9 protein-coding genes are annotated in these 13,106 nt (G+C 60.5%); all 9 read left to right on the forward strand.

The window, feature by feature from the left end; translation table 11 throughout:
• The first annotated feature begins 158 nt into the window (after positions 1–158).
• Positions 159–938 (forward strand): peroxide stress protein YaaA, encoded by a 780-nt coding sequence (gene yaaA / locus HX855_RS19845; protein ID WP_177084081.1) that lies wholly within the window; start codon positions 159–161, stop codon positions 936–938.
• An 881-nt stretch (positions 939–1,819) separates the two neighbouring features.
• Complete coding sequence (locus HX855_RS19850) at positions 1,820–3,136, forward strand: nucleotide sugar dehydrogenase (protein WP_177084083.1); 1,317 nt, start codon at positions 1,820–1,822, stop codon at positions 3,134–3,136.
• A gap of 84 nt (positions 3,137–3,220) precedes the next feature.
• On the forward strand, positions 3,221–4,702 hold the full coding sequence (gene alg8 / locus HX855_RS19855) for a mannuronan synthase (RefSeq protein WP_177084085.1): 1,482 nt from the start codon (positions 3,221–3,223) through the stop codon (positions 4,700–4,702).
• Between the two features lie 47 nt (positions 4,703–4,749).
• Positions 4,750–5,919 (forward strand): alginate biosynthesis protein Alg44, encoded by a 1,170-nt coding sequence (locus HX855_RS19860; RefSeq protein WP_177084087.1) that lies wholly within the window; start codon positions 4,750–4,752, stop codon positions 5,917–5,919.
• An 8-nt stretch (positions 5,920–5,927) separates the two neighbouring features.
• Complete coding sequence (gene algK, locus HX855_RS19865; RefSeq protein WP_256352964.1) at positions 5,928–7,436, forward strand: alginate biosynthesis TPR repeat lipoprotein AlgK; 1,509 nt, start codon at positions 5,928–5,930, stop codon at positions 7,434–7,436.
• On the forward strand, positions 7,433–8,920 hold the full coding sequence (locus HX855_RS19870) for an alginate export family protein (RefSeq protein WP_177084089.1): 1,488 nt from the start codon (positions 7,433–7,435) through the stop codon (positions 8,918–8,920). The genes algK and HX855_RS19870 overlap by 4 nt, the downstream gene beginning before the upstream one ends.
• Positions 8,920–10,512: a mannuronan 5-epimerase AlgG gene (algG, locus tag HX855_RS19875; RefSeq protein WP_177084091.1), complete on the forward strand. Its 1,593-nt coding sequence runs from the start codon at positions 8,920–8,922 to the stop codon at positions 10,510–10,512. The genes HX855_RS19870 and algG overlap by 1 nt, the downstream gene beginning before the upstream one ends.
• Positions 10,513–10,523: 11 nt before the next feature.
• Positions 10,524–11,972: an alginate O-acetyltransferase gene (locus tag HX855_RS19880; RefSeq protein ID WP_177084093.1), complete on the forward strand. Its 1,449-nt coding sequence runs from the start codon at positions 10,524–10,526 to the stop codon at positions 11,970–11,972.
• A gap of 8 nt (positions 11,973–11,980) precedes the next feature.
• Positions 11,981–13,090: a mannuronate-specific alginate lyase gene (locus HX855_RS19885; protein WP_143503550.1), complete on the forward strand. Its 1,110-nt coding sequence runs from the start codon at positions 11,981–11,983 to the stop codon at positions 13,088–13,090.
• Positions 13,091–13,106 lie beyond the last annotated feature (16 nt).

The raw sequence follows: 13,106 nt of genomic DNA on the forward strand, positions 1-13,106 counted from the left end.
TGCCAAAAGTGACCCGCTGTAAGAGCGGAACCCTAAGCCGCCGTTACCGCAGCAACGGATATGCACACCAACGACCGAACAGCTATCTATCACCATCATAGGTGGAGTCAAACCGCCCTACCCCCTAGAATCCCCCCACGATTAAAGGAGACGACTTCATGCTGACGGTGATTTCCCCCGCCAAAACCCTCGATTTCGAGTCAAAACCGGCCACCCCGCGCTTCACCCAGCCGCAATACCTCGACCACTCCCAGGAGCTGATCGAACAACTGCGCGACCTGAGCCCGGCGCAGATCAGCGAACTGATGCACGTCTCCGACAAAATCGGCGGCCTCAACGCCGCACGCTTCGGCAGCTGGACCCCAGCCTTCACCCCCGCCAACGCCAAACAAGCCCTGCTGGCCTTCAAGGGCGACGTCTACACCGGCCTCAACGCCGAAACCTTCAAGGACGCCGACTTCACCTACGCCCAGGACCACCTGCGCATGCTCTCCGGCCTGTACGGCCTGCTGCGCCCCCTGGACCTCATGATGCCGTACCGCCTCGAGATGGGCACCAAACTGCCCAACGCCCGTGGCAAAGACCTGTACGCCTTCTGGGGCACCCGCATCAGCGAGTGGCTCAACGAAGCCCTCGCCGAACAAGGCGATGACGTGCTGCTCAACCTGGCGTCCAACGAGTACTTCTCGGCCGTCAAACGCCCGGCATTGAACGCGCGGATCATCAACACCGAGTTCAAGGACCTGAAAAACGGCCAGTACAAGATCATCAGCTTCTACGCCAAAAAGGCCCGGGGCATGATGAGCCGCTTTGTGATTGAAGAACGCATCAACGACCCGGCCAGGCTCAAGGAGTTTGACGTGCAGGGTTATCGCTTCAATGCAGAGCAGTCGAAGCCGGATAACCTGGTGTTCCTGCGGGATCACGCACCGGAATAACTCAGTCTTTCTGGAACCGCAAACCCGTGGCGAGGGCGCTTGCTCCCGCTGGGCTGCGCAGCGGCCCCAAAAAAGCCAGGGCCGCTTCGCGCCCCAGCGGGAGCAAGCTCCCTCGCCACAACAATTCCCTCGAATAAACCCATCTTCAGCTCCTATAATCGTCATTTATTTGGCGTCAAAAATAATTCTTCAGATTCCCTAACATTTATTTCACTCGACATTCGTCAATTTTTTTCGTAGTGGCACCACTTTTTTCAAACAGTAGTGGCACAAAACTATTCAACCCTCCCAACTCCCCGCAACTACTGGCCCAAGTAGCAAGTGCTATCACTATAGTACCAGTGCCATCTTTCTTAATATTTCAAGAAATTTCCGCAAACAGGATGAGCGGCCCGGAACTATGTCCCAAAGCACCGCTCATACCACCGGTAACGATTATCTCTGCAGATGTAAGAGATGACTTACATGGCGACCAAAGGAAGTAGCAAAGTTGTCATATAACTTTGACTCAATGGTCAACTCACCAACTGACTAGTTGAAAGCGGACGAAAAGGTTTCATTACTTTCTCCGAAAAGGCCAAGGCTGAGCACACCTGTATGGGTCAGTGAGACAACCCAAGCCGTTGATATATAAAGCTATCAACGCCTTGCGGCACTGGCGCCAGGCCCTTCCCCAAGGAAGGCTGGCTGCATTTCAGGGCAAGCCCCAACAATAAGGCCACGTTGCGCACAACTTGAGTGCATTAGTTAGTCACTCGACTTTTAGTATGCCTGCACTGGATATATCGACGTTTACTCGTCGCACTTTCCAGCGCCTGAGTGACGCTTCAAAACATGAACTCCGGCCATCTAATGGCACGATCAACACAGAGGTAAATGCGATGCGCATCAGCATATTTGGTTTGGGTTACGTCGGCGCAGTCTGTGCCGGTTGCCTGTCTGCACGAGGCCATGAGGTCGTTGGCGTAGACATCTCCAAGGAAAAGATCGACCTGATCAACGCGGGTAAATCTCCCATCGTTGAACCGGGTCTGGGCGAGCTGTTAAGCCAGGGTATTCAAACCGGTAAACTGCGCGGCACCACCAATTTCGCCGAAGCAATCCGTGATACCGACCTGTCGATGATTTGCGTCGGCACGCCGAGCAAGAAGAACGGCGACCTGGAGCTCAACTACATCGAATCGGTGTGCCGCGAAATCGGTTTTGTCCTGCGTGACAAGACCACCCGCCACACCATCGTAGTGCGCAGCACTGTGCTGCCGGGTACCGTGGCGAACGTGGTGATCCCGATTCTCGAAGACTGCTCGGGCAAGAAAGCCGGCGTCGACTTCGGCGTCGCGGTGAACCCTGAGTTCCTGCGTGAAAGCACCGCCATCGCCGACTACGATCTGCCGCCAATGACGGTCATCGGCGAATTCGACAAAGCCTCCGGCGATGTCCTGCAGTCTCTGTACGAAGAACTCGACGCACCGATCATCCGCAAGGACATCGCCGTTGCCGAGATGATCAAGTACACCTGCAACGTCTGGCATGCGACCAAAGTGACCTTCGCCAACGAGATCGGCAACATCGCCAAGGCGGTCGGTGTCGACGGTCGCGAAGTGATGGAAGTGGTCTGCCAGGACAAGACCCTCAACCTGTCCCAGTACTACATGCGTCCAGGCTTCGCGTTCGGCGGCTCCTGCCTGCCCAAAGACGTGCGCGCCCTGACCTACCGCGCCAGCTCCCTGGATGTGGAAGCGCCGCTGCTCAACTCGCTGATGCGCAGCAACGAGTCCCAGGTGCAAAACGCCTTTGACATCGTCTCCAGCCACGACAAACGCAAAGTCGCCCTGCTGGGCCTGAGCTTCAAGGCCGGCACCGATGACCTGCGCGAAAGCCCGCTGGTGGAGCTGGCAGAGATGCTGATCGGCAAGGGTTTCGACCTGAGCATCTACGACAGCAACGTCGAATACGCTCGCGTGCACGGCGCCAACAAGGAATACATCGAAGGCAAGATCCCTCACGTGTCGTCCCTGCTCAACTCGGACTTCGACGAAGTGATCAACAACTCCGACGTGATCATCCTGGGCAACCGCGATGAGAAGTTCCGTGCCTTGGCGCATAACGCCCCCCACGGCAAGCAAGTGGTCGACCTGGTGGGCTTCATGTCCAAGGCCACCAGCGTGACCGGTCGTACCGAAGGCATTTGCTGGTAACAGCAACGGCAAGTTTCAAGCTGCAAGCGTCCTGATCCCCAGCGCTTGCAGCTTGAAGCCTCCTTCACCTGCGGAATGACGCCTATGTCCAAGTTAAAACACGTACTCCTCCAATCCGCCGGCTGGCTGTTTTTCCTGAGCCTGCTGATGGGACTCGCCCTGCTGTTGCCGGCGAGTACGTTCGACTCCCAGTCGAAGAATTTTATTTTCCTGATTGGCGCCGTCGGTATCTGGCGCTACTCGATGGGTGCTACGCATTTCTTTCGCGGCATGCTGTTCCTGTACGTGGTCTACCCGCACCTGCGGCGCAAAGTGCGCAAGCTGGGCAAGGCGGCAGACCCGTCCCACGTATTCCTGATGGTCACCAGCTTTCGCATCGACGCGCTGACCACCGCCCAGGTCTACAGCTCGGTAATCCGCGAAGCCATCGAATGTGGCTTCCCTACCACCGTGGTGTGCTCCCTGGTGGAAATGTCCGATGAGCTGCTGGTCAAGAGCCTGTGGGCCAAGATGAACCCGCCGGACCGCGTCCAGCTGGACTTCGTGCGCATCGCCGGCACCGGCAAGCGTGACGGCCTGGCCTTCGGTTTTCGCGCCATCTCCCGCCACCTGCCGGACGACCGCGCCGTGGTGGCCGTGATCGATGGCGACACCGTGCTCGCCGAGGGCGTCGTGCGCAAGACCGTGCCGTGGTTCCAGCTGTTCGGCAATGTCGGCGGCCTGACCACCAACGAATTTTGCGAAGTGCGCGGCGGCTACATCATGAGCGAGTGGCACAAGCTGCGTTTCGCCCAGCGCCACATCAACATGTGCTCCATGGCCCTGTCCAAGCGCGTGCTGACCATGACCGGCCGCATGTCGGTGTTCCGCGCCAACGTAGTCACCGACCCGGGCTTTATCGCCGATGTGGAAAGTGACTCGCTGCAACACTGGCGCCTGGGCCGCTTCAAGTTTTTGACCGGTGACGACAAGTCCAGCTGGTTCAGCCTGATGCGCCTGGGCTACGACACCTTCTACGTGCCGGATGCCGCGATCCACACCGTGGAACACCCGCCGGAAAAGAGCTTTATCAAGGCCAGCCGCAAGCTGATGTTCCGCTGGTACGGCAACAACCTGCGCCAGAATTCCCGCGCCCTGGGGTTGGGTATGCGCCGGTTGGGTCTGTTCACCAGCATCGTGCTGTTCGACCAGCGCGTGTCGATGTGGACCTCCCTGCTGGGGCTGACCGTGGCAATCATCGCCACCTTCAAATACGGCGGCGCGTTCATCCTCGCGTACCTGCTGTGGATCGGCATCACCCGCCTGATCCTGACCCTGCTGCTGTCGTGCTCCGGTCACCGGATCGGCCCGGCTTACCCGGTGATTCTCTATTACAACCAGATCATGGGCGCGCTGGTGAAGATCTACGTGTTCTTCCGCCTTGATCAACAGTCCTGGACACGCCAGGACACCAAACTGACCCGCGATTTGGCCAGCTTTCAACGTTGGTTCAACACCTGGTCGTCTCGGACCATGACCTTCTCCGCCGGCAGCATTTTCGTCGCCGTGTTGCTGATGATGGTCTGACCCTGCCAAGCCTGAATTAACTAGGAACTACACCGATGAATAGCCCAATGAATGCTCCAGTAAATGCCAACGTCGTCCACGAATCCGAGGCCCAGCGCCAACACGCCCGGGTAAAAATCCCGGCCAAGCTGCGCTTCTTCGGCGCCGACCATACGCCGATGGAAGTGCGGGTGATTGACCTGTCCGCCGGCGGCCTGGCGTTCAACGCGCCGCAGCAGCCGCTGAAAGTCGGTGACGTGCACAAAGGTCGCTTGCAGTTCGTGATCGATAACCTGGGCCTGGCGATGGACGTGGAGTTGCTGATCCGCTCCTACGACCGCCAGACCGGCCGCACCGGTTGCCAGTTCCAGAACCTCGACGCCCAGGACATCTCCACTCTGCGCCACCTGATCACCTCGCACTTGTCCGGCGACATCGTGACCATGGGCGACGTGCTGGCGACCCTGCAACGCGACAACTTCACCAAGGCGCGCAAGGTCAAGGACGGCGGCAGCAACATGAGCGCCATGGGCCGCCTGCGGGCCGTGACCTTCAGCCTGGCGATCTTCCTGGTGGGCCTCGCCGCATTCGGCTTCGTCGTCAAATCGGTGTACGGCATGTACTTCGTCAGCCACGCCACCTCCGGCCTGGTGAGCGTGCCCGGGATGAACGTGACCATGCCCCGCGATGGCACCGTGCAGAGCCTGATCAAAGGGGATGCAGTGGCGGCCAAGGGCGCGCCCCTGGCGACGTTCAGCACCAGCATGCTGGATGTGCTCAAGGGCCATCTGGACGAAGACCAGTTGCAACCGGCCAAGGTAGAAGAGCTGTTCGGCAAGCAAATGACCGGCACCCTCACCTCCCCGTGCGACTGCGTCGTGGCCCAGCAATTGGTCGCCGACGGTCAGTACGCCAGCAAGGGCGACGTGATCTTCCAACTGGTGCCACGGGGCAGCCAGGCCAACGTTGATGCGCGCTTCTCCTATCGCCAGTTTGCCGACGTTCGCCCGGGCACCCGTGTGAACTTCCAGGTGGCGGATGAAGAGCAGGTGCGCACCGGCACCATCGTCAGCAGCACCAGCCTCAACAGCAGCGAAATGTCTTCCGACATCCGCGTGCAGATCAAACCCGACGCCCCGCTGGACAGCACCTACGCCGGCCGCCCGGTTGAAGTGACCAGCGACCGTGGCCCATCCCTGAACTGGCTGATCGACAAAGCCATGGCTCACGGTCTGTAAGCGAGGACATGCCTGTGAACCCTATTCTAAAAACAGCGCTGGCCAATGTGGGAGCCGGGCTTGCCCGCGATGACGGTGGTGAATCCAACATCGGCATCGCAGGCAAGCCAGCTCCCACCCAAAGCAGGTCCCACTCTGCCTTGGCGTATTGTGCCCTGGCCCTGGCCGTGAGCCTCGCCGGTTGCGCCGGCCTGCCCGACCAACGCCTGGCCAACGAAGCCCTCAAGCGTGGCGACACGGTCACCGCGCAGCAGAACTACCAGCAACTGGCGAACCTGGGCTACAGCGAGGCCCAGGTGGGCCTGGCGGATATCCAGGTCGGCACCCGCGACCCCGAGCAAATCAAGCAGGCCGAAGCCACGTACCGCGCGGCCGCTGACACCTCGCCCCGGGCCCAGGCGCGTCTGGGTCGCCTGCTGGTGGCCAAGCCCGGCGCCACCGAAGCCGAGCACCATGAAGCCGAAGGCCTGCTGAAAAAAGCCTTTGCCAATGGCGAAGGCAACACCCTGATCCCGCTGGCGATGCTGTACCTGCAATACCCCCACAGTTTCCCGAACATCAACGCCCAGCAGCAGATCAGCAAATGGCGCGCCTCGGGTTACCCGGAAGCCGGTCTCGCCCAGGTGCTGCTGTACCGCACCCAGGACACCTACGACCAGCATCTGGATGAAGTGGAAAGCATCTGCAAGGCCGCGCTGAACACCACCGACATCTGCTACGTCGAGTTGGCCACGGTCTACCAGAAAAAAGCCGAGCCGGAAAAACAGGCCGAACTCCTCAAGCAAATGGAAGCCGGCTACAGCCGTGGCACCGTCACCGCCCAACGGGTCGACAGCGTGGCGCGCGTATTGGGTGATGCAACCCTGGGCAAGACCGACGAAAAAACCGCCCAGGCCCTGCTGGAAAAAATCGCCCCGGGCTACCCGGCATCCTGGGTCAGCCTGGCGCAATTGCTCTACGACTTCCCGGAACTGGGCGACGTCGACCAGATGATGAAGTACCTGGACAACGGCCGCGCCGCCGACCAGCCCCGCGCCGAACTGTTGCTGGGCAAGCTCTACTACGAAGGCAAGTGGGTTCCGGCAGATGCCCAGGCCGCCGAAGCGCATTTCCAGAAAGCCGTCGGCCGCGAAGTGGCCGCCGATTACTACCTCGGCCAGATCTACCGCCGTGGCTACCTGGGCAAGGTCTATTCGCAAAAGGCCCTGGACCATCTGCTGACCGCTGCACGCAACGGCCAGAACAGCGCCGACTTCGCGATCGCCCAACTGTTTTCCCAAGGCAAGGGCACCAAGCCCGACCCGCTTAACGCTTACGTCTTCAGCCAGTTGGCCAAGGCCCAGGACACGCCGGAAGCCAACGACCTGGCCACCCAGCTCGAAGCCCCGCTGACCCCGGAACAACGCGCCGAAGGCCAACGCCTGGTGCAACAGGAACTGGCCGCGCGCGGCACCCTGGCCCAAAGCACGCTGCAATTGCACGCCCTGCAAGAAGAAGACGGCGAGGAATCCCTATGAAGCTCAACCCATTCGTCAAGGCCGGCATCGGCCTGACCTTCGCCCTGCTGTGGTCGTGCCCGACCCTGGCCGCGCTGACCGAAGCCAAGAACTTCGGCCTGGAAGTCAAAGTCACCGGCCAGTCCGAAGATGACCGCGACCTGGGCACCCAGAAAGGCGGCGACGTCAACGGCATCGGCCTTGACCTGCGGCCGTGGATCTACGGTGAAAGCGGCCACTGGAGCGCCTACGCCATGGGCCAGGCCGTGACCTCCAGCGACATCATCGAGACCGACACCCTGCAGCAGTCGGCCGATGACACCACCGAACAATCGAGCAACGACGACCGCCAGGCCAAGAAAAACTACCTGGCCCTCCGCGAGTTCTGGGTCGGCTACAGCGGGTTCACGCCCTACCCCGGAGAGATCCTCAAGCTGGGTCGCCAACGCCTGCGCAATGACGACGGCCAATGGCGCGACACCAACATCGAAGCGCTGAACTGGACCTTCGACACCACGCTGCTCAAAGCCAATGTCGGCGCCGCCGAACGCTTCAGCGAATACCGCACCGACCTCAAGGAACTGTCGCCCAAGGACAAGGACCGCCAGCACTTCTACGCTGACGCGGCCTACCAGTGGACGCCCGGCCAGTGGATCGGCCTGCGCGGCCACCACACCCATGACGACGGCAAGCTCGACTACGCCGAACCGGGCGTGGCCAGCGACCCGTTGGACAAACGCGAGAACGGCGACCTGACCTGGCTCGGCATCGAAGCCAACAGCGACGCCTACAACTGGCGCAACACCAACACCGTCAACTACTGGGCGAGCATCACCGGCATGCAGGGCGACCGCGACACGGTCAACGCCTTGAACGCCGACGGCACCCGGCCGACTAACGCCAAGCGCAGCGATGACGTGAATGGCTGGGCCACCGACCTGGGTATCCGCCTGCGCCTCGACCCGCAGTGGCAAGTGGGCGCGGCCTACTCCCGTGCGAGTGCCGAATACGAGCAGAACGGCCTGCAAAGCAACCGTTCGAACTGGACCGGTACCCAGTCCCGCGTCCACCGGTTCGGCGAAGCGTTCCGCGGCGAAATGAACAACATGCAGTCCATGAGCCTGTTCGGTTCCTGGCAGTTGCGCGAGGACTATGACGCCAGCCTTGTGTACCACAAGTTCTGGCGCGTCGACGGCAACAAGCCGGTGGGCAGCAACGGCATCGATGCCGTGCAGAACAATACCGATGACGTGACCGGCGCGATCCTGTCCAGCACTTCACTGCCGCTTGAAGACGGCAAGAAGGACCTGGGCCAGGAGATGGACCTGGTGGTCACCAAGTACTTCAAGAAAGGCCTGCTGCCGGCCGGGCTCAGCCAGTCGATCGACGAACCGTCGGCCCTGGTGCGCTTCCGTGCCGGCGTGTTCAAACCGGGCGACGCCTATGGCAGCCAGGTCGACTCGTACATGCATCGCGCCTTTGTCGACGTGATCTGGAAGTTCTGATGGGAGCCTGCGCAATGAACCCTCAAGCCCTCAAAGGCTCGGTCAGCCTGCTGGTCGCAGCCATGCTGCTGGCCAGCACTTCGGCCTTCGCCGATGTCGCGCCGCAGGTCAAGGCGCCGACCATCGCCAAAGAGCTGCAACAGGCCAAGACCTACACCATCTCCAGCCCGCCGACCGCGCCGCTGGAGCTGGCCAAGCCGGCACTGCCGGACGTGTCGGGCTACACCGCGGTGAATATCGCGAAAAAGATTGTGCGTACCAAGCCCGGCAAGGTCAGCCTCCGCCGGATGATGCAGGAAGACGCCCTGAAGGACTTTATCGGCGGTGACAACAAGATGGCCGAATGGGTGGTGCGCCAACACGGCATCCCCCAGGCAATCTTTGTCGACGACGGCTACATGAACCTCAAGGACCTGCTGAAGAAAGTGCCCAAGCAGTACTTCAGCGAAACCTCGCCGGGGGTGTTCCTGGCCAAGCTGCCGATCGTGGTGGGCCGTAAAGGCATCCTCGAAATCGACAAACAGACCCAGGAACTGCGCCTGTCCCAGGAGGCAGGTTCGTTCCTGATCAACGACGGCCAACTATTTGTGCGTGACACCAAGATCACCGGCTGGCGCGAGAAGACCAACGGCCCGGCGACCTTCCAGTCGCCCAAGGAATTCCGCCCGTTCCTGCTGGCCTGGGGCGGCACCGAGACCTACATCGCCAACAGCAAGATGGCCAGCTTCGGCTATGCCAACAGTAAGTCCTATGGCGTGAGTATTTCCCAGTACACGCCGAACATGGCCAAGGTGCTCAAGCGCCCCGAGCCGACGGGCTGGATCGTCGACTCCGAGTTCTCGGACATGTGGTACGGCTTCTACTGCTACGAAACCACCAGCTTCGTGCTCAAGGGCAATACCTACAAAGACAACATCGTCTACGGCATCGACCCCCACGACCGGTCACACGGCTTGATCATCACCGACAACACCGTCTACGGCACGAAGAAGAAGCACGGCATCATCATTTCCCGGGAAGTGAACGACAGCTTCATCTTCAACAACCGCAGTTTCGACAACAAGCTCTCGGGCCTGGTGATCGACCGTAACAGCGTCAACAACCTGATCGCCGACAACGAGATCTACCGCAACCACACCGACGGCATCACCCTCTATGAGAGCGGCGATAACCTGCTGTGGGGCAACAAGGTGATCAGCAACCGTCGCCACGGCATCCGCATACGTAACAGCGTGAACATTCGCCTGTACGAAAACGTGGCCATGGCCAACGGGCTGACCGGCGTGTACGGCCACATCAAGGATCTGACCGACACCGACCGCGACATCGCCCTCGACCCGTTCGACACCAAGGTCTCGCTGATCGTGGTCGGCGGTGAACTGGCGGCCAACGGCAGCGGGCCGCTGTCCATCGACTCGCCGTTGAGTGTCGAGCTGTACCGCGTCTCGATGCTTGCACCGACCAAATCCAGTGGCATCAGCTTCTCGGGCGTTCTCGGCGATCGCCAGGAAGAGATTCTCGACTTGCTGGTACGCCAGAAAAAAGCCGTGCTGATCGACCCTGTCGAACGCCAGACCGAAATGCAGGACTGAGGATGACCTTTATGCACCCACACATGATCAAACTGCTCAGCCTTTCAGGTTTGACCCTCGGCCTGCTCGCGGCCAGCCAGGGCGTGCGCGCCGACGAAGTACAGGCGCCGAAATTCAGCGCCGAACCGTGCTGCAGCCTGTGCCCGGCCGCCCACGACGCGAAGAACTACACCACGCGCTACCAGCAGAACTTCACCACCCTGGTACAAGCCCAGGGCGACTGGCTGTTCCGGACCCAGGAAGACCTGCGCACCGAATTCGACACCAGCCCCGCCGGCTACAAACGCATGCAACAGCTGCACGATGCGTTCAAGAGCAAGGGCGTGGAACTGGTGGTGGTGTACCAGCCGACCCGTGGCCTGGTGAACCGCAACAAGCTCAACCCGGAAGAGAAAGCCAAGTTCGATTTCGACAAGGCCTTGGGCAACTACAAGACCATGCTCGGCCGCTTCGCCAAGATGGGCTACGTGGTGCCGGACCTGTCGCCGCTGACCAACGAGCAACTGCCGGATGAATTGCCGGCCCACGATTTCTACTTCCGCGGCGACCAACACTGGACACCGTACGGTGCCCAGCGCACGGCAAAAATCGTCGGCGCGAAAGTGCGCGCAATGCCTGAGTTTGCCGATATTCCCAAGCGCGAGTTCGAGACCAAACGCTCCGGGCGCATGGGCAAGACCGGCACCCTGCACAACATGGCCGGGCAACTGTGCGGCACCAGCTACGCGATCCAGTACATGGACCAGTTCACCACCGAGCCCAAGGGCGAAGCGGCGGACGGCGACCTGTTCGGTGATTCCGGCAACCCGCAGATCACCCTGGTGGGCACCAGCCACAGCGGCAAGAACTACAACTTCGCCGGCTTCCTGGAACAGGAAATCGGAGCCGACATCCTCAACGTCGCCTTCCCCGGCGGTGGCCTGGAAGGGTCGATGATCCAGTACCTGGGCAGCGAAGAATTCCAGAAGACCCCGCCAAAAATCCTGATCTGGGAATTCTCGCCGCTGTATCGCCTGGACCAGGAGACCATCTACCGCCAGATGATGTCGCTGCTGGACAACGGCTGCGAAGGCAAGACCGCCCAGATGACCGCCAGCACCACCTTGAAACCCGGCAAGAACGAATTGCTGGTGAACAGTTCGAACAAAGACCTGCGCAATGCCAGCCATCAGGTCGATATCCGCTTCGCCGACCCGTCGGTGAAAACCCTGCAAGCCACCCTCTGGTACATGAACGGGCGCCACGAGGACCTCAAGATCGAGAAACCCGAAACATCCGATACAGACGGGCGTTTCGCCTTTGAACTGCGCACCGATGAAGACTGGGCCACGCAAAACCTGCTGGCCGTGGAAGTGCAGGGCCCCGAAGCGGGTCAAGCCGCGCAGAAGGTTGAAGCGAAAATTTGCACACGCAACGTATTCCCAAGCGGTGGTCAACAGACCGCCCAACTCGGGCAATGAGGTTACTTATGCAGAAGTTATTGATTCCAACTTTACTGGGCATGGCGATCTTCGCCGGCTCAGTCAACGCCGCCGCACCACTGCGTCCGCCCCAGGGTTATTTCGCCCCGGTGGAAGCGTTCAAGACCGGCGATTTCAAGAATGACTGCGACACCATGCCGGCGCCGTACACCGGTTCGCTGCAGTTTCGCAGCAAGTACGAAGGTTCGGACAAGGCCCGTTCTACCCTGAATGTGCAGTCCGAAAAAGCCTTTCGCGACAGCACCGCCGACATCACCAAGCTGGAAAAAGACACCAGCAAGCGCGTGATGCAGTTCATGCGCGACGGCCGCCCGGAGCAGCTGGAATGCACGCTCAACTGGCTTACCAGCTGGGCCAAGGCGGATGCGTTGATGTCCAAGGACTTCAACCACACCGGCAAGTCGATGCGCAAATGGGCGCTGGGCAGCATGGCCTCGGCCTATGTGCGCCTGAAGTTCTCCGACTCCCACCCGCTGGCCAACCATCAGCAGGAGTCGCAGTTGATCGAGGCCTGGTTCAGCAAAATGGCCGACCAGGTGGTGAGCGACTGGGACAACCTGCCGCTGGATAAAACCAACAACCACTCCTACTGGGCGGCCTGGTCAGTGATGGCCACGTCCATCGCCACCAACCGTCGCGACCTGTTCGATTGGGCCGTGAAGGAATACAAGGTCGGCGCCAATCAGGTGGATGCCCAAGGCTTCCTGCCGAATGAATTGAAGCGTCAGCAACGGGCCTTGTCGTACCACAACTACGCCCTGCCGCCGCTGGCGATGATCGCCAGTTTTGCCTTGGTCAACGGTGTGGACCTGCGCCAGGAAAACAACGGCGCGCTGAAGCGCCTGGGCGACAACGTGCTGGCCGGGGTGAAAGACCCGGAGATCTTCGAGAAGAAGAACGGCAAGGAACAGGACATGAAAGACCTCAAGGAAGACATGAAATTTGCCTGGCTTGAGCCGTTCTGCACCCTCTACACCTGCGCGCCCGACGTGATCGAGCGCAAGCACGGGATGCAGCCGTTCAAGACCTTCCGCCTCGGGGGCGACCTGACCAAGGTCTTCGACCCGGCGCACGAAAAAGGCAACAAAGGCAGCTGATACAAAGCTCCCACAC

The organism is Pseudomonas sp. IPO3778, from assembly GCF_013386825.1.
In the GTDB taxonomy this organism is placed as follows: Bacteria; Pseudomonadota; Gammaproteobacteria; order Pseudomonadales; family Pseudomonadaceae; genus Aquipseudomonas.